Source organism: Sphingomonas sp. GW822-FHT03G08 (genome assembly GCF_058801135.1).
In genome coordinates, this window is record NZ_JBXAMZ010000002.1 from 1,016,301 (window position 1) to 1,039,170 (window position 22,870).

Here is a 22,870-nt window from a genome sequence, read left to right on the forward strand (position 1 = left end):
GATGGCCGTTCAGAGCTTCAAGGGACTGGGGTGGCTCCTCTGCGCCGTTGTGGTGGCGCCGGCGTGCTACATGGTCAATTCGCACGGTGCGGCCGAGCAGGCCCGGCTCAACGCGATGAAGATCGCGATCCTGCAGGCGCAGAAGGACATTCGCGGGCTGGAAACCGAGTTCCAGACGCGGGCCAACCTGGCCCAGATCGAGCGCTGGAACGGCGACGTGCTGGCGCTTGCCGCGCCGACGTCCGGCCAGTATCTGGCGAGCGAGACGGCGCTGGCCAGTCTCGACCAGCCCGCCCAGATGCAGAACGCCGCGCTGATCGTTCCGACCGGCGCGCCTTCGGCTCAGCCTGCCGCAGCAGTGGCGACGGCAGCGGCGGCTCCGGTGCAGGCGACGCCTGCGCCGGCCCAGGCCGTTTCGGGCAAGAGCGTGGCGCAGCAGGACCGGGAACTTCACGACCTCATGAAGAAGGCTGACAAGCGCGCAGTGGCGATGGTGGACAAGGGCGTGCTCAGCACCTCTACCATCGACGACCTGAAGAAGCTTGCGCAGCGCGAGAAGCTGGCACTCCGTTGATCGTCGTCGTCGCCCCGCCGGCCCGCAAGGGCCGTACGGGCGATGCCCGTCAGGCGCTTGTCGCCACCGCCCAGGTGCGGTTGATGATCCTGTCGATCCTGTTCGGCTTCGGCATGCTGGTGGTGATCGGCAAGCTGGCCTTCCTGGCGGTATGGGCCGAGCCGGCGACGGCGCGCGAGATCGCGACCAGCCTGGTGCCGCCGCGCGGCGACATCACCGACCGCAGGGGCGCGCCGCTGGCCCGCTCGATCGACAGCTGGACGATCGCGATCCACCCGAACCAGGTGATCGGCGACAAGGCCGAGCTTGCCAAGAAGCTGGCCGAGCTGATCCCCGAGCAGAGCGCCGAGAAGTATTTCGCGATCCTCAAATCGGGCAGCAGCTTCGCGTTCCTGAAGCGCCGGGCGATGCCCGAGCTGGTTGCCCAGGTGAACGAGCTGGGCCAGCCGGCGATCGAGTTCCAGCGCGAGAACGACCGGCTCTATCCGCAATCGACCCTGGCGGCGCACGTGCTCGGCTATATCGATAGCACCGGCCATGGCCGCTACGGCATGGAGCGGGTGCTCGATGCGCAGCTGAGCGATCCGGCGCGGCGCGGCCAGCCGGTGGCGCTCTCGCTCGACCTGCGCGTGCAGGCGGCGCTGGAGAATGAACTCGGCACGGCGATGACGCAGCTGCAGGCGCGCGGCGCCGCCGGCGTGATCCTGGACGTGCAGACCGGCGAAGTGATTGCAATGACTTCGCTGCCGGCCTTCAATCCCAATGCGATCGACGGGCCGCCGCCGCGCAACAATGTGACGCAGAGCGTCTATGAGCTGGGATCGACCTTCAAGCCGATCGCCGTGGCGGCCGCGATCGACACCGGCACGATCACCTCGATGGCGCGCCGCTTCGATGCGACGGTGCCGCTGCAGGTGGGCCGCTTCAAGATCCATGACGATCCGGGCGACGAGCAGTTCCGCTGGCTCAACATCCCCGAGACGCTGATCTATTCGTCGAACATCGCCACCGCGCGCATCGCCGACGAGCTGGGCGCGGCGAAGATGCAGGAGATCTTCCGCCGCTTCGAATTCGACCAGCGGCCGAAGATCGAGCTCGACGCGAGCGCCAAGCCGCTCTGGCCGGCGAGCTGGGGGCGGATCACGGTGATGACCACCGCCTATGGCCACGGCATCGCGGTGACGCCGCTGCATCTCGCCACGGCCTATGCGGCGATGGTGAATGGCGGGATCCTGTATCCGGCGACGCTGCGCAAGGTGGATGCGGCGCATCCGCCCCAGGGCAAGCGCGTGCTCAAGCAGGAGACCAGCGACCGGATGCGCCAGCTGCTGCGGCTGATCGTGCTCAAGGGCACCGGCCGCAAGGGCGAGGCCCCGGGCTTCCGCATCGGCGGCAAGACCGGCACGGCGGAGGCGGCCGCCGGCGGTGGTTATGACAAGAGTCGCAACGTTTCGACGTTTGCGGCGGCTTTCCCGATCGACGCGCCGCGCTATGTCATGATCGCAATGCTCGATTCGCCCAAGTCCAACCCCTCGATCGGCGTGTACCGCACGACCGCCGCCTGGACCGTGGCGCCCGTCGTCGCGCGGGTGGTGGGGCGCACCGGCTCGCTGCTGGGCGTGGTGCCGGATGCGAACCGCGATATTGACGAGCGCGAGCTGTTGCCGCTGATCTGGGCGGGGCCGGACGCCGACAAGAAGGATCCCGAATGAAACTGGGCGCGCTGACGGGAGGCGGGGAAGACGCCGTCGTCACCGGATTTGCCATCGACCATCGCAAGGTCGCCCCCGGAACCATATTCGGCGCGTTCGAAGGGGCGCGCTTCAACGGCGAGGACTTCATCGCCGATGCCGTGAAGGCCGGTGCCGTCGCCATCGTCGCCCGGCCGGGTGCGAAGGTGGAAGGCGTGTTGCATATCGCCGACGACAATCCGCGCGAGAAGTTCGCCCGGCTGGCGGCGGCGTTCTTCGCGCCGTTCCCGGGGACCGCGGTGGCGGTGACCGGGACCAACGGCAAGACCTCGACCGTCGAGATGACCCGGCAGCTGTGGCGGATGCGCGGCTTCCATGCCGCCTCGATCGGCACGCTGGGGGTGACCACGGCGGATGACACGGTTTCGACGGGCCTGACCACGCCGGATATCGTGACCTTCCTCTCCAACGTCGCCGGGCTGGCGCGCGAGGGCGTGAGCCATGTCGCGTTCGAGGCTTCGTCGCACGGGCTCTCGCAATACCGGACCGAGGGGCTGCCGGTGAAGGCGGCGGCGTTCACCAACCTCAGCCGCGACCACCTCGACTATCACGGCGACATGGAAACCTATTTCCACGCCAAGATGCGGCTGTTCGCCGATGTGCTCGACCTGGACGGCGGCACCGCGGTGGTGTGGGCGGACGATCCCAATGCGCCGCGGATCGAGGATCTGGCGCGGCAGCGGGGCAACAGGCTGGTCACGGTGGGCGAGCATGGCTCGACGCTGCGGCTGGTGGGCCGCGAGCCGACCCTGCTCGGCCAGGGACTGACGATCGAGGCCGAGGGCCAGACCTACAAGGTGAATTTGCCGCTGATCGGCGCGTACCAGGCGGCCAATGCGCTGGTCGCGGCCGGGCTGGTGGTGGCGACTGGCGGGGACGTGGCGCAGACGCTGAGCGATCTCAGCCGGCTGCAGCCGGTGCGCGGACGGCTCGAGCGCGCGGTGATCACCAAGGTCGGCGCGCCGGTCTATGTCGATTACGCGCATACCCCGGATGCGCTGGAGGCGGCGATCGCGGCGCTCAAGCCGCATACCAGGGGCAGGCTGATCATCGTGTTCGGCGCGGGCGGCGACCGCGATACCGGCAAGCGCGCGCCGATGGGGCAGGCGGCGACGGCCGGCGCGGACGTGGTGATCGTCACCGACGACAATCCGCGCTCCGAGGATCCGGCGGCGATCCGCGCCCAGGTGCTCGAAGGGGCGCCGGGGGCGATCGAGATCGGCGGGCGCCGCGAAGCGATCAAGGCGGCGATCGACATGGCGGGCAGCGAGGACATCGTGCTGGTCGCCGGCAAGGGACATGAGCAGGGCCAGATCGTCGGCGACATGGTGCTGCCGTTCGACGATGTCAGCGTGGCGCGGGAGAGCGCGGCGTGAGGCTGTGGACCGCAGACGAGATCGCCGGGGCGACCGGCGGCACGGCTTCGGCGGACTTCGAAGTCTCGGGCGTTGCCTTTGACTCGCGCGAAGTGGGGCAGGGGGATCTGTTCCTCGCGCTCAAGGGCGAGACCACCGACGGGCACAAATTCCTCGACCAGACCTTTGCCCAGGGGGCGGCGGGCGCGGTGGTGTCGCAGGCGACTGCGTTCCCGCACGTGCTGGTGGCGGACACGGTCGCGGCGCTCGACGCGCTGGGCGTGGCGTCGCGGGCGCGGATGCAGGGCAAGGTGATCGGGGTCACCGGCTCGGTCGGCAAGACCGGGACCAAGGAGGCGCTGTTCGCGGCGCTCGAGCGCAATGCCCCGGGCGAGGCGCATCGCTCGGTCAAGAGCTACAACAACCATACCGGCGTGCCGCTGAGCCTGGCGCGGATGCCGCGGAACACGCGCTATGGCGTGTTCGAGATGGGGATGAACCACGCGGGCGAGCTGGCGGCGCTGACCCGGCTGGTGCGGCCGCATGTCGCCATCGTCACCACGATCGCGCCGGCGCATATGGGCTTCTTCGCCAGCGAGGAAGCGATCGCCGACGCCAAGGGCGAGATCTTCCAGGGGCTGGAGCCGGGCGGCACCGCGATCGTGCCGTTCGACAGCCCGCACCGCGAGCGGCTGATCGAGGCTGCCAGGCCCTACGCGGCGAAGATCGTCACCTTCGGGCTGGGCGAGGGCGCGGATTACCGCGCGGTCGAGACGATGCGGACGCGGACGGGGGGCACCTTCGTCACCGCGCGCTTCGGGCAGCGCGAGCTGAGCTTCACTTTGTCGCAGCCGGGGGCGCACTGGGTCTCCAATGCGATGGCGATCCTCGCCGCGGTCGATGCGGTGGGCGCGGACCTCGAGCTGGCGGGCCTCGCGCTTGCCGAGCTGGGCGGGCTGGCCGGGCGCGGGGCGCGGCTCAATGTGCCGGTGCGCGGCGGCACCGCGCTGGTGATCGACGAGAGCTACAACGCCAATCCCGCCTCGATGCGCGCGACGCTGGCGGTGCTGGCGCAGGAGCCGGGCCGCAAGCTGGCGGTGCTCGGCGAGATGCGCGAGCTGGGCGAGCATTCGGATGCCTTCCACGCCGAATTGTCGGGCCCGATCGAGGCGGCGGGCGTCGAAACCGTCATTCTGGTCGGTGAAGCGATGGCGCCGCTCGCACAGGCGCTTGAGGGCGCGGTCGATTTCGTCCATGTGCCCGACGCGGCGACCGCGCTGGGCAGGCTCGATGACATGCTCCAGGCCGGGGACGCCGTTCTCATAAAAGGCTCTAACGGCGTGCGGCTCGGGTCGGTCGTTGCGGCGTTGGCGGAAAGGGCACCTGCCTGATGTTGTACTGGATCGCAGAGCTGCTCGGCTTCCCCGGCGTGTTCAACCTGTTCCGTTATTTGTCGTTCCGCACCGGCGGCGCGGTGGCGACGGCGCTGCTGATCGGCCTTGTCATCGGCCCGAAGTTCATCGGCTGGCTGCGCGTCCGCCAGGGCAAGGGGCAGCCGATCCGCGACGACGGCCCGCAGAGCCACCTCGCCAAGCGCGGCACGCCGACCATGGGCGGCCTGATGATCCTGACCAGCCTGATGCTGTCGCTGCTGCTGTGGATGGACCTGAAGAACCCCTATGTCTGGGCCTGCATGTTCGTCACCTTCGGCTTCGGCATGATCGGCTTCCTCGACGACTATGACAAGGTGCGGAAGCAGAAGACCGCGGGCGTATCGGGCAAGGTGCGGCTGATCGGCGAGTTCGCGATCGCGGGCATCGCCGCGGCGATCATCTGCTCGCAGAACGGCACCCAGCTCTACGTGCCCTTCTTCAGCAGCTTCCACCCCGACATCAGCTATTTCTACATCGCCTTCGCCGCCTTCGTGATCGTCGCGTTCGGCAATGCGGTGAACCTGACCGACGGGCTCGACGGCCTGGCGACGATGCCGGTGGTGATCGCCAGCATGGCGTTCATGCTGATCGCCTACCTGGCGGGCAACAAGATCTACGCCGTCTATCTCGGCATCCCGCACGTGCCCGGCGCCGGCGACCTGGCGATCTTCTGCGGCGCGATGGTCGGCGCAGGGCTCGCCTTCCTGTGGTTCAACGCGCCCCCGGCGGCGGTGTTCATGGGCGATACCGGCAGCCTCGCGCTCGGCGGCGCGCTCGGCACGATCGCCGTGACCACGCACCACGAGCTGGTGCTCGGCATCATCGGCGGCCTGTTCGTGATGGAGGCGCTCAGCGTCATCATCCAGGTGTTCTTCTACAAGCGCACCGGCAAGCGCATCTTCCGGATGGCGCCGATCCACCACCATTTCGAGCAGCTCGGCTGGTCGGAGCCGACGGTCGTGATCCGCTTCTGGATCATCGCCTTCGTGCTGGCGCTGGCGGGCCTCGCGACGCTTAAGCTGCGGTGATCACCAGCACGTCCTGGCGCGGCAAACGCTATGCGGTGCTCGGGCTTGCGCGCTCGGGCGCGGCGACGGTGCATGCCCTGCTGGCGAGCGGGGCGGAAGTTGTGGCCTGGGACAGCAATGAGGCGGCGCGGGCCAAATTGGCTTCCGGTCTCGGTGAGACGCTGCCCCACCCCAACCCCTCCCCTGAAGGGGAGGGGCTTGAGATTGCTGATCCGCTGGAGATCGATCTCGCGGGCTTTGCCGGCGTCGCCGTTTCTCCGGGCGTGCCGCTGAATACGCATCCGATCGCGGCGAAGGCGGCGGAAGCCGGCGTCCCCATCATCGGCGACATCGAGCTGTTCGCCGAAGCCCGTGCCGAGATGCCCGCGCACCGCGTGGTCGGGATCACCGGGACCAACGGCAAGTCGACCACCACGGCGCTGATCCACCATATCATCGAGACCGCCGGCATCCCGACGCGGATGGGCGGCAATATCGGGCTGCCGATCCTGGGGCAGGACCCGCTTCCCGAAGGCGGCGTCTATGTGCTGGAGCTTTCGAGCTACCAGATCGACCTGACCCACAGCCTCGACTGCGACGTCGCGGTGCTGCTCAATATCACCCCCGACCATCTCGACCGCTATGACGGGTTTCTGGCCTATGCGGCATCGAAGGCGCGGCTGTTCGCGATGCAGGCCAAGGGGCATGCCGCGATCATCGGCATCGGTGACGAGCCCTCGGCGGCCATTGCGCAGCAGGTTGCCGCCGCGGGCCGCAGCGAGGACCTGACCCGGATCGCGCCGGGCATCTGCATGGACCAGTCGCGCTGGCCGGCCCTGCAGGGCCCGCACAACGCCCAGAACGCGCTCGCCGCCATCGCCGCCTGCCAGGCGCTCGGCATCGAGCAGGCCGCGATCGACAAGGGGCTGGAGAGCTTCCCCGGCCTGCCGCACCGCATGGAGCGGGTGAAGACCGTGAACGGCGTGCTGTTCGTCAACGACAGCAAGGCGACCAACGCGGATTCCACCGCGCCGGCGCTCTCGGCCTATCCGAAGATCCACTGGATCCTGGGCGGCAAGGCGAAGACCGACGATCTCGATGCCTGCCGGCCGGGCTTCAGCCATGTAGTGAAGGCGTACACGATCGGCGATGCGGGCGAGATGTTCGCGAAGCTGCTCGAAGGCGAGATGCCGGTCGAGCGATCGGGCACGCTCGATGTCGCGGTGAAGGCCGCCGCCGCCAATGCCCAGCCGGGCGAAGTGGTGCTGCTGTCGCCCGCCTGCGCGTCGTTCGACCAGTTCAAGGACTATGAAGCCCGGGGCCAGGCCTTCCGCGACGCGGTGGAGGCACTGGGATGAACGACACGATGCCGCAGGAAGCGGAGCCCGAGGCCCGCCGCCGCGGCTCGCCACAACTCGGCCGCGCGAGCAAGACGCGCGCCGGCATGTGGTTCTGGGAAGTCGACCGCGTGCTGCTCACGCTGGCGCTGCTGCTGATCGCGATCGGTCTGGTCGCGGTTGCCGCGGCCTCGCCCGCGACCGCGCGCCGCTATTCGGACGCCAGCCATGTGATGGCGCCGATGTATTATTTCTGGCGACAGCTGGTGTGGGTGTGCATCTGCGTGCCGGTGCTCGTCACCGTGTCGATGCTGCCGGTCACGCTTGCCAGGCGGCTTGCGCTGATCGGGGCGGCGATATTCCTCGCCTGCCTCGCGCTGGTGCCGATCATCGGGCACGAGGTGAACGGCGCCAAGCGCTGGATCGGCGTCGGCATCTCCGAATTCCAGCCTTCCGAGTTCCTCAAGCCGCTGTTCATCGTTGCGACCGCCTGGATGCTGAGCTTCCGCGCCAAGGATCCGCAGCTGCCGGTGCTGTTCGTCACCGGCGGGCTGACCGCGCTGATCGGCGTGCTGCTGATGCTGCAACCGGACTTCGGCCAGACGATCGTGTTCGCCAGCGTGTGGATCATCCTGCTGATGATCTCGGGCATTTCCCCGGCGGCGATTGCCGGGCTGTTCGGCACCGCCGTCGCCGGCGTGATCGCGGCCTATCTGTTCTACGGCACGGCGCGCACCCGCATCGACAACTTCCTGTTTCCCACCAAGGACGCCGCCCTTGCCGAGCGCTACCAGGTGGAGATGGCGCATGACACGCTGACCGCCGGCGGGCTGCTCGGGCGCGGGCCCGGCAACGGCATCATGAAGTTCAAGCTGCCGGAAGGGCATACCGACTATATCTTCTCGGTGATCGGCGAGGAGTTCGGGCTGATCGCCTGCATCGTGATCGCGCTGCTGTATCTCGCTATCGTGATCCGCGTGCTGATGAAGCTGCTCGACGAGGAAGACGCCTTCCGCCTGCTCGCCGCGGCGGGGCTGGCGGCCCAGTTCGGCGTGCAATCGCTGATCAACATGGCGGTGAACACCGGCATCGCCCCGTCCAAGGGCATGACGCTGCCCTTCATTTCCTATGGCGGATCGTCGATGATCGCGCTGGCGATCGGCTATGGGTTGCTTCTCGCCTTCACGCGGCGAAACCCGTATCTGAAGCGCTCGCCCTATACCGGCCGCTGGAGCACCAACGCATGAGTCAGTCCCGAAGCTATGTCCTCGCAGCCGGCGGCACCGGTGGGCATATGGTGCCCGCTGCCGCCCTGGCAGCGGAACTGGCCGAGCGGGGCCATCATGTGGCGCTGGTGAGCGACGACCGTGGCGTGCGCTTCCCGGGCCTGTTCGACGGCGTCGAGACACATGTGCTGCCGGCCGGACGGCTGGGCGGCGGGCCGCTCGGCTATATCCGCGCGGCGGGCAAGATCATGGCCGGGCGCTCGATGGCGCTGCGGCTCTACAAGGAAATCCAGCCTTCGGCGGTGATCGGGTTCGGCGGCTATCCCGCGCTGCCCTCGCTGCTCGCGGCGTTCCGGGCCGGCGTGCCGACGATCATCCATGAGCAGAATGCGGTGCTCGGCCGGGTGAACCGTTTCGTTGCGGGACGCGTCGATGCGATTGCGACGTCGTACGAGCAGGTCGATCGGATGAAGCCGGGCTGGCAGGCCAAGGCGCATCTCGTCGGCAACCCGGTGCGCGAGGCGGTACTCAACCTGCGCAACCGTCCGTACCCGCTGCTCGAGGAGGACGGCATCTTCCGCGTGCTCGTGACCGGCGGCAGCCAGGGTGCGACCGTGCTGAGCCAGGTGGTGCCCGATGGGCTTGCGCTGCTGCCCGTCCATTTCCGCCGCCGCCTGCAGGTGACGCACCAGGCACGCGTCGAGGATATCGAGACGGTGCGCGCCAAGTACCAGAACCACGGCATCCCGGCGGATGTCTCGACCTATATCACCGACATGCCCGAAGCGCTGGCCTGGGCGCATATCGTGATCGCGCGGGCGGGTGCCTCGACCATTGCCGAGCTGACCGCTGCGGGGCGTCCGGCGATCCTGGTGCCGCTGCCCAGCGCGACCGACGATCACCAGACCGCCAATGCCCGCGAGATCACCGCTGCTGGCGGCGCGAGGACGATCTCGCAAAAGGGCTTCACCGCGGCGGAACTCGCCAAGCAGATCCAGAAGCTCGGGCTCGACACGGTCGGGCTTGAGAATGCAGCGGCGCGGGCGCGCAGCGTGGGCCGTCCCAACGCTACGCGCGATCTCGCCGATCTCGTAGAATCCATCGATGCGCCGGAGGCCCCGATCAAGGGCCAGCGCATCTCCATGCAGGGAAGGCCAGCGTTCGCATGAAGGGTGTCGCAAAGGACATCGGTACCATCCATTTCGTCGGTATCGGCGGCATCGGCATGTCGGGCATTGCCGAGGTGATGCACAATCTCGGCTATTCGGTGCAGGGTTCGGACGTGGCCGAGGGCTATGTCGTGCAGGGGCTGCGCAGCCGCGGCATCCCGGTGACGATCGGGCACAATGCCGAGAATCTGGGCGACGCCGCGGTGGTGGTGGTCTCCACTGCGATCGTGCGGACCAATCCCGAGGTGGAAGCTGCCTATCAGCGCCGTATCCCCGTGGTGCGCCGGGCCGAGATGCTCGCCGAGCTGATGCGGCTGAAGTCCACCGTCGCGGTGGCGGGTACGCATGGCAAGACCACCACGACCTCGATGGTCGCGGCACTGCTCGATGCCGGCGGGGTGGACCCGACCGTGATCAATGGCGGCATCATCAACCAGTACGGCTCGAACGCGCGGCTGGGCGACAGCGAGTGGATGGTGGTCGAGGCCGATGAGAGCGACGGCAGCTTCCTGCGGCTCGACGGCACCTATGCGATCGTCACCAATATCGATCCCGAGCATCTCGACCATTATGGCTCGTTCGATGCGGTGAAGGATGCGTTCGTCGAGTTCGTCGAGAATGTGCCCTTCTACGGCGCGGCCCTGCTGTGCCTCGATCATCCCGAAGTGCAGGCGATCATCCCGCGCGTGCGCGACCGGCGGATCGTGACCTATGGTTTCGCGGCTTCGGCCGATGTGCGCGGCGTCAATGTGACGCCGCATCATGGTGGCAACCGCTTCGAGGCGATCATCCGCAACCGCGACGGCACCACCCGCTCGATCGAGGGGATCGAGCTGCCGATGCCGGGCCGCCACAACGTCCAGAACGCGCTGGCCGCGATCGGCGTGGCGCTCGAGCTGGGCATTCCCGATGCGACGATCCAGCAGGGCTTCGCCAAGTTCGGCGGGGTGAAGCGCCGCTTCACCAAGGTCGGCGAAGTGAACGGGGCGACGATCATCGATGATTACGGCCATCACCCGGTGGAGATCCGCGCGGTGCTGGCGGCGGCGCGCGAGAGCGCCGAGGGCAGGGTGATCGCGGTCGTCCAGCCGCATCGCTTCACGCGCCTCAAGAACCTGATGGACGAGTTCGCCCAGGCGTTCAACGACGCCGACATGGTCTATGTCACCCCGGTCTATGCGGCGGGCGAGCTGCCGCTCGAGGGCGTGAGCGCCGAGGCGCTGGTCGAGAATGTCCAGCGGCGCGGGCATCGCTCGGTCGCGGCGGTGGAGAATGAGGACGGGCTGGCGCAGGCGCTTGCGGGCGTGGTGCAGCCCAAGGACATGGTGATCTGCCTGGGCGCGGGCGACATCACGAAATGGGCGGCGAACCTGGCCGGCGCGATCGAGGAAGCGCGGGCGTGAACCAGGCGGCTGCCGCGCTCCCTCCCGTGCGCGGAAAACTGACTGCGGATGCGCCGCTGGCGCCGCTCGTCTGGTTCAAGAGCGGCGGCGCGGCCGAGTGGCTGTTCGAGCCGGCCGATGCCGGGGATCTGGCCGATTTCCTCGCCGGGCTCGATTCCGACGTGCCGGTGATGGGGCTCGGGCTGGGCTCGAACATGATCGTGCGCGACGGCGGCGTGCCGGGCGTGGTCGTGCGGCTGGGCAAGGCCTTTGCCGGGGTCGAACAGCTCGATGCGACGACCCTGCGCTGCGGCGGCGGGGCTTCGGGCATTCTGGTTTCTTCGAAGGCGCGCGATGCCGGGATCGGCGGGGTGGAGTTCCTGCGCTCGATCCCCGGCACGGTCGGCGGGTTCGTGCGGATGAACGGCGGCGCCTATGGCCGCGAGGTCAAGGACGTGCTGGTCGAATGCGAGGTCGTGCTGCGATCGGGCGAGCGCCGGGTGCTGGCGCTGGCGGATCTCGGCTATACCTATCGGCACAGCGCGCTGCCCGAGGGCGCGATCGTGATCTCGGCGACCTTCCGCGGGCATGGCGAGGAACCGGCGGTGATCCAGGCAGAGATGGACCGCATCGCGGCGGCGCGCGAGGAGTCGCAGCCGCTGCGCTCCAAGACCGGCGGCTCGACCTTCAAGAACCCGGACGGGCACAAGGCCTGGGCGCTGATCGACGCGGCCGGTTGCCGAGGCCTGATGCGCGGCGATGCGCAGGTCAGCGAAAAACACTGCAATTTCCTGCTCAATCTGGGCAATGCTTCGTCGGCCGACATCGAGGCGCTGGGCGAGGACGTCCGCGCCAGGGTGAAGGCGCAGTCGGGTGTGGAGTTGGAATGGGAAATCCAGCGGATAGGGAGGGCGGAGTGATCTTCGACAAGCTGCGCCGCCTCACCGACTATGAGCGCAGGATCATCGCGAACGTGCGCGATCATGGGTGCCATAACACTTCGGTTTTCTCGCCTGCGAATGAGGTGTGGGAGCCGCCGTTCACCTATTCGACGGGCTTCATCGAGACCGTGAACCAGCCCGAGGTGATCGTGTTCGGCCTCGGCGGAGACCTGTGTCACCCGATGATCAACATCCTGCTTGACCTGTGTCGTCGGGGTCTGGTGCTGAGTGATGGCGCCGCGATCGAGGGGGTGCTGGCGGGGCATCGCGTGATTGCCCGTGAGGTTCTCCCGGATCGCATCACCCGCGAACATTTCAATTCGGCGATATGGTATGAGAAGCGCCGGAGCGGCCGCATGCTCGATCGCGCCGTGCAGATCGTCTGGCCTGGGGCGCAGGACGGACTCTTCCCCTGGGATGAAGGTTGCAGCCAGGAGACGCGCGACCTGCAGCCTGCACTTTACGAACGGAGCATGAATTCGTGACCACCCTTCACATTGCCGTATTGATGGGGGGCTGGTCGGCCGAGCGCGAGGTGTCGCTGATGTCCGGCGCGGGCATCGCCGACGCGCTGGAGGGGCTGGGCCACAAGGTCACGCGGATCGACATGGATCGCGACGTCGCCCTGAAGATCGCCGAGGCGAAGCCCGATGTGGTGTTCAACGCGCTGCATGGCACGCCGGGCGAGGACGGCACGGTGCAGGGCATGCTCGACCTGATGGGCGTGCGCTACACGCATTCCGGGCTGGTCACCTCGGTGATCGCGATCGACAAGCAGCTTACCAAGCAGGCGCTGGTGCCGCACGGCATCCCGATGCCCGGCGGACGGATGGTCAAGACCGAGGACCTCCACCGCGAGGACCCGCTGCCGCGCCCCTATGTGCTGAAGCCGGTGAACGAGGGTTCGTCGGTGGGCGTGGCGATCGTCACCCAGGAAGGCAATTACGGCAACCCGATCGCGCCGGACGCGCGGGGGCCGTGGCAGGAGTTCGACGAGCTGCTCGCCGAGCCGTTCATCCGCGGGCGCGAGCTGACCACGGCGGTGCTCGCGGGCGAGGCGCTGGGCGTGACCGAGCTCAAGCCCAAGAGCGGCTTCTATGATTACGACGCCAAGTACACCGACGGGCTGACCGAGCATGTCTATCCGGCGCAGATCCCCGACGAGATCACCGAGGCGTGCAAGCGCATCGCGCTCGAGGCGCATAAGCTGCTCGGCTGCAAGGGCACCTCGCGCTCGGATTTCCGCTGGGACGACAGCATGGGGATCGAGGGGCTGTTCCTGCTCGAGGTGAATACCCAGCCGGGCATGACGCCGCTGAGCCTGGTGCCCGAGCAGGCGCGCCACCTGGGCATCTCCTATCCCGAGCTGTGCCAGCGCATCGTCGACGAGGCCTTGAGCGGATGAGCCGGCAGCCCGCCAAGCGGACGGCCACCCGTCGCGGGGCGAAGCCGGTAGCGAAACGCAAGCAGCAGCCGCGCAAGAAGCAGCCGGGCCTGATGGACCAGGCGCTGGCCGCGCTGCCGTTCGACCAGGCGACGCTCACGCGCATGGCGACCTGGGGGATTGTCGGCATCTTCGGGATCGGCGCGATCACCGTCGCGACCTGGTTCGGCATCCCGCAGATCATCGGCACGGGGGCCGCGCAGGCTGTGGGCGATGCCGGGCTGCGGGTGGACACGATCCAGATCAACGGGCTCAAGCGGATGAACCGCATGACCGTGTACCAGCAGGTGCTCGACCAGAATTCGCGCGCGATGCCGCTGGTCGACCTTGGCCAGGTCCGTGCCAAGCTGCTTGCCTATCCCTGGATCAAGGATGCGCGTGTTTCACGTCGGCTGCCCGACAAGCTGCTGATCGACATCGTCGAGCGCGAGCCCGCGGCGATCTGGCAGAACCATGGCCAGCTGATGCTGATCGACCCGACCGGCGTGCCGCTGGAGCCGGTGTCGCGCGAAGCGATGCCGGACCTGCCGCTGCTGATCGGCGACGGCGCCAACAACCAGGAGCCCGCGCGCCGCGACCTGATGGACAGCGCGCCGGCGCTCAAGCCGCTGGTCCGCGCCGCCACCTGGGTGGGCAATCGCCGCTGGGATATCATCTTCGATACCGGCGAGAAGCTCCAGCTGCCCGAGGGCGACAAGGAAGCGAAGGACGCGCTCAAGACCTTCGCCGAGAAGGATGGGGCGTATCGGCTGCTCGGCCGCGGAAACCTGGGGTTCGACATGCGCGACCCCGATAATCTGGTCGTCCGCCGGCCCGCCGCGATCGGCGCGCCGCCCGCGACGGGATTATGAGTAACACCGTAGTTGTAATCAGGGCAAAATCCTGATTCATATGGTGAATTGAGTATTAAGCGTTTTTTCGAATGAGGGGCAGATGGCGAAGGTAGCACCGGAAGGGCTGATCACGGCATTGGACGTGGGGTCGTCCAAGGTCTCGGCGCTGATCGCGCAGCGGTCCGACGACGGCACTTTGGTGGTGCTCGGCACCGGCCAGCGCGAGAGCCGAGGCGTCAAGCGCGGCTATGTCGCCGACATGCACGCGACCGAACTCGCCATCCGCGAAGCGGTGGAGCAGGCCGAGCGCATCGCCGGCCAGAACATCGAAGACGTGTGGGTGAGCTTCTCCGCCGGTGGCCTGATCTCGGACATCGTCCGGCTTGAATCGGATCTCGGCGGCCACCGCATCGAGCAGAACGACATCGACGAGCTGCTCCGCGCCGGCCGCGACGCGATCGACCCGCAGGGCAAGATGGTGCTCCACGCCCAGCCGACCCGCTACACGGTCGACGGCCTTGCCGGCGTGCGCCGTCCCCTCGGGCTGCATGCCGAGCGCCTGGGCGTCGACATCCATGTCGTCGCGACCGACGGCGCGCCGGTGCGCAATCTCGATCACTGCGTCCGCTCGGCGCATCTCGAAGTCCGCTCGATCATCGCCGCGCCGGTGGCGACGGGGCTGGCCTGCCTGACCGACGAGGAGCGCGAGCTCGGTGTCGCGCTGGTCGAGATCGGCGCGGGCGTGACCAATGTCTCGGTCTTCTCGCAGGGCGTGCTTTCGGGCCTCGCCTCGATCCCGATGGGCTCGGCCGACATCACCGACGATATCGCCTCGTCCTTCGGTACCGCGCGTGCCTGGGCCGAGCGCACCAAGTGCTTCCATGGCTCGGCGAACCTGAGCCCGCGCGACAATCACGAGATGATCGATGTCGTGCCGGCGATCCCCGATGACGGCACCGAAGGCCCGCGCATCACCAAGGCGCAGCTCAACGCGATCATCCGCAAGCGGCTGGAGCGGCTGATGGGCGAGATCCAGAAGGAGCTGAAGAAGCTGAGCTTCGAGGATCCGGCCGGCCGCCAGATCGTCCTGACCGGCGGCGGTGCCGAGCTGAAGGGCGTCGCCGATTACGCCCAGCAGTTCCTGGGCAGCGCGGTGCGCGTCGGCCGGCCCAAGGGGCTGGTGGCGCTGCCGGAAGCGCATGCCGGCCCGGCCTTCGCCACGCTGGCGGGCCTGGCGCGCTTCGCCGCGGCCAACCCGATCGACCTGCGCACGCTGGAGCCCAGTCGGCACCAGATGGTCACCCGGACCAACCCGGGAGCCCTGTTCCAGCGGCTAATCGCGGCATTCCGGGCAAATTATTAGAAGAAATGCGTTGGTAACTTCGCGTTCCCTCTAGAGTCGCCCTCCGCGTTCGTGCAGAACGGGCGACAGATTACGCGTTCGTGACAGGCCACCCGGACGCAGGGAGACTAAGGCGATGAGTATCGATTTCCTTCCGCCCGACGTGGACGAGCTGACCCCCAAGATCACCGTAGTCGGTGTGGGCGGCGCGGGCGGCAACGCGATCGCGAACATGATCCGCGCGGACGTGCAGGGCGTCGACTTCATTGTCGCCAACACCGATGCGCAGGCGCTCAAGCAGTCGAGCGCGGGCCACCGCATCCAGCTCGGCGCCAAGATCACCCAGGGCCTGGGTGCCGGCAGCCGTCCCGAGATCGGCCGCGCCGCCGCCGAAGAGACGATCGACAACGTCCAGAAGGCGCTTGAGGGCGCCCACATGGTGTTCATCGCTGCCGGTATGGGCGGCGGCACCGGTACCGGCGCCGCGCCGGTCATCGCCAAGGCGGCCCGCGACATGGGCATCCTGACGGTGGGCGTGGTCACCCGGCCGTTCGCCTTCGAGGGCAAGCGCCGTGCGGCTTCGGCCGAGGCGGGCATCAACGAACTGCAGAAGTACGTCGATACCCTGATCGTCATCCCGAACCAGAACCTCTTCCTGATCGCCAATGCGAACACGACCTTCAAGGAAGCGTTCGAGATGGCCGACGAGGTGCTGCAGCAGGGCGTGCGCGGCATCACCGACCTGATGGTCATGCCGGGCCTCATCAACCTCGACTTCGCCGACGTCCGTTCGGTGATGCAGGAGATGGGCAAGGCGATGATGGGCACCGGCGAGGCCGAGGGCGACGACCGCGCGCTCATCGCCGCGCAGAAGGCGATCGCCAATCCGCTGCTGGACGGCGTGAGCATGAACGGCGCCAAGGGCGTGATCGTCTCTATCACCGGCGGCGAGGACATGCGCCTGCTCGAAGTCGACGAAGCCGCCAATCATATCCGCGAGCTGGTCGATCCGGACGCGAACATCATCTGGGGCTCGGCCTTCAATCCGGAGCTCGAGGGCAAGATCCGCGTCTCGGTCGTCGCGACCGGCATCGATGCGGAAGCGCAGCCGGTGGCCGCGCCGCGCGCCGCCGAGCAGCCGCGCGTCTTCTCCTTCTCGACTCCGCGCCGCACCACGGCCGACCCGGCGCCTGCCGCCGCGCCGGAGCCCGAAGCTGCGCCAGAGCCGGTCGCCGAGGAAGCACCGCTCGCACCGCCGGTTCCCGAGGCCTATGAGCCCGTCGCCGAGGAGCCCGTGTCGCTCTCGCCGCCGGTGCCCGAAGCCTATGAGCCCGAGCCGCAGCCGGCCGCGCCGGTCCAGTCTAACTGGGTCGATGACGGCAAGGATGAGGACGAACTGGTCCTCGGTGCCGACAGCCTGGTGCCCGAAGCGCCCGTCGCCCCGATCGACGAGCCTGCCGCGACGCCGACCACGCGCCGCCGCTGGCTGACCGGCGGGGACGAGGAAGAAGCCTCGCCGCTGGTCGAGAAGCCGGCGAAGAAGAGCGGCGGCACGCTGTTCGAGCGCATGGCGATGGCCTCGCGCGGTGCCTCCAAGTCGGATGACGATGCGGACAAGGATCCGCTCGACATTCCGCGCTTCCTGCGCAGCCAGAACAACCAGTAAGCCATTCGTCGCCGGCCGGTCTCGCTTCGGCGAACCGTGCCGGCGCCGTCATTGGCGGTTCAGCGCAATTGCGCGCAGGTGGCGGGGACATGAACCGGAATCGCTTTATCGGCATCGCTGCGCTGGCCTTTGCGGCCGCGCAGGCCATGCCCGCCTTCGCCCAGACCGAAGTCGTCGCCCAGGCCAATCCCGATGCGGACCGGCTGGCCAATGACATCCGCATGCTCGCCAGCGATCCGCGCGACCTGACGACGCTGGTCGATGCCGGCATGACCAGCGCGCGGCTGGGCGATACCTCCGCTGCGCTTGCCTTTTTCCAGCGGGCCGAAGTGATCAGCCCCACTGATCCGCGCATTTCGGCGGGCCGTGCGATGGTGCTGGTCCGGCTCGAGCGGCCGGGCGAGGCGCTGCGCCTGTTCCAGGCGGCCGAGGCGCACGGGCTGGAGCCGCGCAGCTACGCCAGTGATCGCGGCTTCGCCTATGACCTGCTCGGCCAGCCGCTGCTCGCCCAGCGCGACTACAAGCTCGCGCTCGCCGGCAACCGCGACGATGCCGAGACGATCCGCCGCTATGCGCTGTCGCTGGGTATCACCGGCGATAAGGACGAGGCGATGCGCGTGCTCGATCCGCTGCTCCGCCGCAGCGATCGTGCCGCCTGGCGTGCGCGCGCCTTCATCCTGGCGATGAACGGCGACACGGCGGGGGCGGAGAAGATCGCCTCGAGCATGATGCCGGGCACCATGGGCCAGTCGCTGATCCCGTTCTTCCGCCGGCTTGGCGGGTTGAACCCGGCGGACCGTGCCTTTGCCGTGCATTTCGGCGAGCTTTCGCCGACCCAGGCGCGGCTTGCCGATGCCCGGATGGCGCCTGACCTGCCGCGCTATGTGCCGGCGCCGCGCCCGGTGCAGATGGCCGCGGTCGCCCAGCCGGTGGCGCCCGCGCCCGAGCCCAAGGGCAGGGACCGCCGCTCGCGCAGGGATCGCGAGCGTGATGAGAAGCTTGCCGCCGTCGCCGCGGCGCGTCCGGTGCCCGCGCCGGTGCAGCAGCCGGTGGCGGACGAGAACCTGCCGCCGCCGCCGCGCTTCGTGGCGCCGCCGGCCGAGATCGTGCAGCCGATCCCGCAGCCGAAGCGCGAGGAGGAGCCGAGCGAGACCAGCGAGCGGCCGGTGCCGGCGCCGGTTCGTCCCACGCCCACGCCTGCGCCGGTGCGGATGGCTGCTGCCTCGCCGGCGCCTGTCCGCCCGGCGCCTGCGCCGACCCCCGCGGTGCCCACGCCGACACCGGCGCCCGCCCCGGTCACGCTCGCCAAAGCCGAGCCGGTGGTGCAGCCCGTGCGGCAGCCGCCGCGCCCCGAGCCCACGCCGCCGGGCCCGGCCAAGGTGGGGCAGGAGGATTCGGTGCTCGCCGCGATCGTCGGCGGGATCACCATTCCGGCCGAGGAACTCGCGACCGTCACCGCGACGCCGACCGATCCGGTGCCCGCCGCCGCGCCCGAACCCGCTCCGGTGCGCGTTGCCGAGGCGAAGCCGGTGCCGCCGGTGAAGCCCAAGCCCGAGCCGGTCGTTGCCAAGCCCGATCCCAAGAAGCCGGACCCCAAGGCCAAGCCCGATCCCAAGGCCAAGACGTCGCCCGAGGACGCGAAGAAGGGCGGCAAGCCCGATCCCAAGGACGCCAAGGCGAAGAAGCCCGAACCCAAGAAGCCGGATCCGGCCAAGACCGATCCGAGCCGCATCTGGGTGCAGGTCGCCGGCGGCGCCAACCCGGATACGCTGGCCAAGGCGTGGAAGGGCGTGGTCGCCAAGGCGCCGGCGCTGATGAAGGGCAAGGGCGCCTGGACGACGCCGCTGCGCGCCACCAACCGCGTGCTCGCCGGCCCGTTCAAGACCAGCGCCGAGGCACAGGCCTTTGTCAACGCGCTGGGCAAGGAAGGCGTCTCGGGCTTCGTCTTCACCAGCGAGGCCGGGCAGAAGGTGACGAAATTGGCGCTGTGATCGGACGTTCGGCTTGCTCCAATACTTCGTCACCCTGAACCTGTTTCAGGGTCCAACGTGCCTCAAGCGGTATCGCGTGGGGAGATTTGGATGCTGAAACAAGTTCAGCATGACGGGAGAGATCTGGACTGTTAGGGCACCCGCGTGAAAGCGATTTCCTCCTGGGCCTCCACGCCTGAAGCCAGCCGCGGCCGTCTCCATCCCGAGCCCGGCGGCACCGCCCGGGGCCCGCGCGACGCCTTTCAGCGCGACCGCGACCGGATCATCCACTCGATCAGCTTCCGGCGGCTGCGCCACAAGACCCAGGTGTTCATGGCGCCCGACGGCGACCATTTCCGGGTGCGGCTCACCCATAGCCTGGAGGTCGCGCAGATCGGCCGGGCGATCGCGCGGACGCTCGGGCTCAACGAGGACCTGACCGAGGCTTTGTGCCTGGCGCACGACATCGGCCATCCGCCCTTCGGCCATGCCGGCGAGAAGGCGCTGGGCGAGGCGCTGGCCGGGCAGGGCGGGTTCGACCATAACGGCAACACACTGCGCACCCTGACCACGATCGAACGGCCCTATCCGGCCTGGGACGGGCTCAACCTGACCTGGGACACGCTGGAGGGGCTGGCCAAGCATAACGGCCCGATCGCGCACCCGGAGTGGGCGCTGGCAGAGGCGGATGCGGCGTTCCCGCTCGAGCTGGAGAGCTGGGCCTCGCTCGAGGCGCAGGTCGCCGCGATCGCCGACGATATCGCCTATGACAATCACGACATCGATGATGGGCTGCGGGCCGGGCTGCTCCAGCTCGACCAGCTGTTCGAGCTGCCGATGGTCGCCGAGGGCTGGCGGCAGGTGGAAGCCAAGTTCCCCGGCTGCGAGCGGCGGCGGCTGATCAGCGAGCTGATCCGCGCGCAGATCGGGCTGATGGTCAACGACCTGATCGACGCGACCCGCAAGCGCATCGCCGAGAGCGGTGTCGAGACGGTGGCGGACGTGCGCGCGGCGGGGCGGGTGCTCGCCCATTTCTCCGACGGGATGCGAGAGGCGGAGCGCGGGCTGAAGCGCTTCATGTACGCCAATCTCTACCACCATCCGAGCCAGCTCGCCGCGGCGGACGCGGCGCATAAAGTGGTGGCAGGGCTGTTCGCCACCTATCGCGACGATCCCGCGCTGATGCCGGCCGAATGGGCCGGGGCGCTGCCCGAGGCGGAACCCGCGCGCAGCCGCCACATCGCCGACTTCATCGCCGGCATGACCGATCGCTACGCCATCGCCCGCTACAAGCAGCTGGTCGGCACGATCGACCTGCCCGAAGGGTTCTGAACACAAGAAAAGGCCGGAGCGTTGCCGCCCCGGCCTTTCTTCAGCCCCAGAGGGAGGGGGCTAGCTCAGCGTGCGGCCAGGACCGCGCCGCTCTTGTCCTTCGGCGCGCGGAACGAGACGCGGGTGTCGTTGACGTAACCGTCGACCCAGCCGTTCTTCACGTTCAGGCGGAATTCGCCACCCTTGTTGGTGCGGCCTTCGAGCACCTGGACCTTGTCCTTGCTGGTGACCGAATAGGTGTAGGTCACGCCTTCATGGGTGAAGCTGCGCTCGCCGGCGATCGCGGCGGGGGCGGTGAAGGCGAGAGTGGCGGCGACAGCCGCGAAAAGGAACTTCGTCACGATCTTTCTCCTTATTGATAAAGAAGCCAGATCAGCATCCAATATGTTCTGTTCTTGCGCCGAGTTATGTTGCGACGCAGCAAAAGCATCAATCGCAAAGGAAGTTGGGCCCAGTTGCAGAAAACGCAACCGATGAAACGGTGCATGCAGGCGACGAGCCGAAAGCCTGGCAAACTTCTGCGACACTTGGGACGTATTCCGGAGAAATACCGTTACAGGGGAGTCGCATGTCGGACGCCAGTATCGCGCGAAACCGCTTCGGGCTCGGCGCCAGGCCGGGCGAGGATGTAGGGAGCGATCCCCGCAAATGGCTCGCCGGGCAGATCGCAGCCTTCGACCCGCGACCCCAGGCGATCGCCGCCCAGGCTTCCAGCGCGCAGGTCGCAAGCGAGCTTGCCGATTTCTATGAGCGCCAGCGGCTCCTCCGGCTGGAAAACCCCAAGCCGAGACCCGCTGCCGCGGCGCCCGCCAAACCAGCCGGCGCGCAGCCGGCGATGGCCGAGGGCATGGCGATGCAGGACATGCAGGCGGCGGCACCGGCGATGCAGGGCGGCCCGGCAGCCAAGCCCGTCTATCAGGGCGAGGATGCCGCGATGATCGCCCGGCGCGAAGCGCGGCGGGTGCAGCAACAGGCCTATGTCGGCATGGTCTCGGCCCGGGCGCTGACCGCAATCACCTCGCCGACGCCCTTCGCCGAGCGGCTCGTCCATTTCTGGGCGAACCATTTCGCCGTCTCCGCCGACAAGCTCGAGCTGGTCGGTCTTTCGGGCACGATGGAGTTCGAGGCGATCCGCCCGCATGTGATGGGCAAGTTCGGTGACATGCTCAACGCGGTCGAGCGCCATCCGGCGATGCTGCTCTATCTCGACCAGGCGGTGTCGGTCGGCCCCAACAGCGCAGTGGCGCAGCGCCAGCGCGGGCGGCGCAGCGGCCTCAACGAGAATCTGGCGCGGGAGATCATGGAGCTCCACACGCTCGGCGTGCGCAGCGTCTACACCCAGGCGGACGTCACCGAATTTGCCCGGGCGATGACCGGCTTCACCGTGGCGGGTATCGGGCGTGGGCCCGGCGCGCGCTATGTCGGTGCCGTAGATGGCCAGCCGGGCAGCTTCCTGTTCGCCGACCGGATGCACGAGCCGGGCACCCGCACGATCCTGGGCAGGCAATGGAGCGCGCAAGGCGAAGAGCAGGCGAGCGAAGTGCTCGACTATCTCGCCACCCATCCGGCGACGGCGAAGCATATCGCCACCAAGCTCGCCCGCCATTTCGCCAGCGACGATCCGCCTGCGCCGCTGGTCGCGCGGCTGCAAAAGGCTTTCCTGTCCTCGGGCGGCGACCTGCCGACCGTGTACCGCGCGCTGATCGCCTCGCCGGAGTGCTGGTCGCCGACGCCGGCCAAGTTCAAGTCGCCCTGGGAATGGTCGATTTCGGCGATGCGCGCGCTCGGCACGCAGCAGGTCCAGCCCCAGGCGGTGAACGGCCTGATGGGCCAGCTCGGCCAGCCGACCTGGAAGCCGGGATCGCCGGCGGGCTGGGACGATGTCGCCGGTGCCTGGGCCGGGCCGGACGCGGTGATGCGCCGGGTCGAGGCGGCCGAGCGCATGGCCGCCCGCGCCAAGGATACGATCGACGCCCGCGCCCGCGCCGCCGAACTGTTCCCCGGCACGCTTACCCCCTCGACCACGCAGTCGATCGCGCGTGCCGAGAGCCCGGGCCAGGGCCTCGCCCTGATGCTCGTCTCGCCCGAATTCATGCGGAGGTGATCCG

The 22,870-nt window shown here is 68.5% G+C and carries 19 protein-coding genes; 18 read left to right on the top strand and 1 reads right to left on the bottom strand.

Annotation, left to right across the window (positions count from 1 at the left end; genetic code table 11):
- The first annotated feature begins 1 nt into the window (after nt 1).
- From AC1RJ5_RS21850 to AC1RJ5_RS21930, 17 genes are all read left to right on the top strand, one after another.
- The gene (locus AC1RJ5_RS21850; protein WP_184171021.1) at nt 2–574 is read left to right on the top strand and encodes a hypothetical protein; all 573 of its coding nucleotides are present in this window, start codon (nt 2–4) and stop codon (nt 572–574) included.
- Nucleotides 571–2,286 carry a peptidoglycan D,D-transpeptidase FtsI family protein gene (locus AC1RJ5_RS21855; protein WP_269575888.1) on the top strand — a complete coding sequence of 572 codons (1,716 nt, stop codon included), beginning with the start codon at nt 571–573 and terminating at the stop codon, nt 2,284–2,286. Before AC1RJ5_RS21850 ends, AC1RJ5_RS21855 begins: the two co-directional genes overlap by 4 nt.
- Nucleotides 2,283–3,701: a UDP-N-acetylmuramoyl-L-alanyl-D-glutamate--2,6-diaminopimelate ligase gene (locus tag AC1RJ5_RS21860; protein WP_493115695.1), complete on the top strand. Its 1,419-nt coding sequence runs from the start codon at nt 2,283–2,285 to the stop codon at nt 3,699–3,701. Before AC1RJ5_RS21855 ends, AC1RJ5_RS21860 begins: the two co-directional genes overlap by 4 nt.
- Nucleotides 3,698–5,071 (top strand): UDP-N-acetylmuramoyl-tripeptide--D-alanyl-D-alanine ligase, encoded by a 1,374-nt coding sequence (locus tag AC1RJ5_RS21865; protein ID WP_493115697.1) that lies wholly within the window; start codon nt 3,698–3,700, stop codon nt 5,069–5,071. The genes AC1RJ5_RS21860 and AC1RJ5_RS21865 overlap by 4 nt, the downstream gene beginning before the upstream one ends.
- Nucleotides 5,071–6,141 (top strand): phospho-N-acetylmuramoyl-pentapeptide-transferase, encoded by a 1,071-nt coding sequence (mraY, locus tag AC1RJ5_RS21870; RefSeq protein ID WP_184171033.1) that lies wholly within the window; start codon nt 5,071–5,073, stop codon nt 6,139–6,141. Before AC1RJ5_RS21865 ends, mraY begins: the two co-directional genes overlap by 1 nt.
- Entirely contained in the window at nt 6,138–7,478 is a 1,341-nt protein-coding gene (gene murD / locus AC1RJ5_RS21875; protein ID WP_493115699.1) for a UDP-N-acetylmuramoyl-L-alanine--D-glutamate ligase, read from the top strand. Before mraY ends, murD begins: the two co-directional genes overlap by 4 nt.
- Nucleotides 7,475–8,704 (top strand): FtsW/RodA/SpoVE family cell cycle protein, encoded by a 1,230-nt coding sequence (locus AC1RJ5_RS21880; protein ID WP_260396327.1) that lies wholly within the window; start codon nt 7,475–7,477, stop codon nt 8,702–8,704. Before murD ends, AC1RJ5_RS21880 begins: the two co-directional genes overlap by 4 nt.
- Nucleotides 8,701–9,852, top strand: coding sequence for an undecaprenyldiphospho-muramoylpentapeptide beta-N-acetylglucosaminyltransferase (gene murG / locus AC1RJ5_RS21885; protein ID WP_493115701.1), 1,152 nt, complete (start codon nt 8,701–8,703; stop codon nt 9,850–9,852). Before AC1RJ5_RS21880 ends, murG begins: the two co-directional genes overlap by 4 nt.
- Nucleotides 9,849–11,255, top strand: coding sequence for a UDP-N-acetylmuramate--L-alanine ligase (gene murC / locus AC1RJ5_RS21890; RefSeq protein WP_493115703.1), 1,407 nt, complete (start codon nt 9,849–9,851; stop codon nt 11,253–11,255). Before murG ends, murC begins: the two co-directional genes overlap by 4 nt.
- Nucleotides 11,210–12,154, top strand: a complete 945-nt coding sequence (gene murB / locus AC1RJ5_RS21895) for a UDP-N-acetylmuramate dehydrogenase (RefSeq protein WP_493115705.1) — start codon at nt 11,210–11,212, stop codon at nt 12,152–12,154. The genes murC and murB overlap by 46 nt, the downstream gene beginning before the upstream one ends.
- A complete protein-coding gene (locus AC1RJ5_RS21900; RefSeq protein ID WP_269575881.1) occupies nt 12,151–12,660 on the top strand; it encodes a DUF4262 domain-containing protein in 510 nt (169 codons plus the stop codon). The genes murB and AC1RJ5_RS21900 overlap by 4 nt, the downstream gene beginning before the upstream one ends.
- A complete protein-coding gene (locus tag AC1RJ5_RS21905) occupies nt 12,657–13,580 on the top strand; it encodes a D-alanine--D-alanine ligase (RefSeq protein ID WP_493115707.1) in 924 nt (307 codons plus the stop codon). Before AC1RJ5_RS21900 ends, AC1RJ5_RS21905 begins: the two co-directional genes overlap by 4 nt.
- Nucleotides 13,577–14,470, top strand: coding sequence for a cell division protein FtsQ/DivIB (locus AC1RJ5_RS21910; protein ID WP_184171047.1), 894 nt, complete (start codon nt 13,577–13,579; stop codon nt 14,468–14,470). Before AC1RJ5_RS21905 ends, AC1RJ5_RS21910 begins: the two co-directional genes overlap by 4 nt.
- Before the next feature lie 82 nt (nt 14,471–14,552).
- Nucleotides 14,553–15,815, top strand: a complete 1,263-nt coding sequence (gene ftsA / locus AC1RJ5_RS21915) for a cell division protein FtsA (RefSeq protein ID WP_184171050.1) — start codon at nt 14,553–14,555, stop codon at nt 15,813–15,815.
- A gap of 115 nt (nt 15,816–15,930) precedes the next feature.
- The gene (gene ftsZ, locus AC1RJ5_RS21920) at nt 15,931–17,460 is read left to right on the top strand and encodes a cell division protein FtsZ (protein WP_269575878.1); all 1,530 of its coding nucleotides are present in this window, start codon (nt 15,931–15,933) and stop codon (nt 17,458–17,460) included.
- A gap of 89 nt (nt 17,461–17,549) precedes the next feature.
- Nucleotides 17,550–19,451, top strand: a complete 1,902-nt coding sequence (locus AC1RJ5_RS21925) for an SPOR domain-containing protein (protein ID WP_493115710.1) — start codon at nt 17,550–17,552, stop codon at nt 19,449–19,451.
- 144 nt (nt 19,452–19,595) lie between these two features.
- A complete protein-coding gene (locus AC1RJ5_RS21930) occupies nt 19,596–20,762 on the top strand; it encodes a deoxyguanosinetriphosphate triphosphohydrolase (RefSeq protein WP_342250587.1) in 1,167 nt (388 codons plus the stop codon).
- A 65-nt stretch (nt 20,763–20,827) separates the two neighbouring features.
- Here the strand turns inward: AC1RJ5_RS21930 and AC1RJ5_RS21935 are convergent, their stop codons facing one another.
- On the bottom strand, nt 20,828–21,103 hold the full coding sequence (locus AC1RJ5_RS21935; protein WP_493115713.1) for a hypothetical protein: 276 nt from the start codon (nt 21,101–21,103) through the stop codon (nt 20,828–20,830).
- Nucleotides 21,104–21,330: 227 nt separating this feature from the next.
- On the opposite strand from AC1RJ5_RS21935, the gene AC1RJ5_RS21940 reads away from it, so the two are divergent.
- Nucleotides 21,331–22,866: a DUF1800 domain-containing protein gene (locus AC1RJ5_RS21940; RefSeq protein ID WP_493115715.1), complete on the top strand. Its 1,536-nt coding sequence runs from the start codon at nt 21,331–21,333 to the stop codon at nt 22,864–22,866.
- The last annotated feature ends 4 nt before the right edge of the window (nt 22,867–22,870 follow it).

Coding starts and splice junctions, on each gene's coding strand:
- AC1RJ5_RS21910 (WP_184171047.1), top strand. CDS start 13,577: ATGAGCCGGCAGCCCGCCAAGCGGACGGCCACCCGTCGCGGGGCGAAG.
- murG (WP_493115701.1), top strand. CDS start 8,701: ATGAGTCAGTCCCGAAGCTATGTCCTCGCAGCCGGCGGCACCGGTGGG.
- AC1RJ5_RS21860 (WP_493115695.1), top strand. CDS start 2,283: ATGAAACTGGGCGCGCTGACGGGAGGCGGGGAAGACGCCGTCGTCACC.
- AC1RJ5_RS21940 (WP_493115715.1), top strand. CDS start 21,331: ATGTCGGACGCCAGTATCGCGCGAAACCGCTTCGGGCTCGGCGCCAGG.
- ftsZ (WP_269575878.1), top strand. CDS start 15,931: ATGAGTATCGATTTCCTTCCGCCCGACGTGGACGAGCTGACCCCCAAG.
- murB (WP_493115705.1), top strand. CDS start 11,210: ATGGGCGGCGAACCTGGCCGGCGCGATCGAGGAAGCGCGGGCGTGAAC.
- mraY (WP_184171033.1), top strand. CDS start 5,071: ATGTTGTACTGGATCGCAGAGCTGCTCGGCTTCCCCGGCGTGTTCAAC.
- ftsA (WP_184171050.1), top strand. CDS start 14,553: ATGGCGAAGGTAGCACCGGAAGGGCTGATCACGGCATTGGACGTGGGG.
- AC1RJ5_RS21880 (WP_260396327.1), top strand. CDS start 7,475: ATGAACGACACGATGCCGCAGGAAGCGGAGCCCGAGGCCCGCCGCCGC.
- murC (WP_493115703.1), top strand. CDS start 9,849: ATGAAGGGTGTCGCAAAGGACATCGGTACCATCCATTTCGTCGGTATC.
- AC1RJ5_RS21850 (WP_184171021.1), top strand. CDS start 2: ATGGCCGTTCAGAGCTTCAAGGGACTGGGGTGGCTCCTCTGCGCCGTT.
- AC1RJ5_RS21925 (WP_493115710.1), top strand. CDS start 17,550: ATGAACCGGAATCGCTTTATCGGCATCGCTGCGCTGGCCTTTGCGGCC.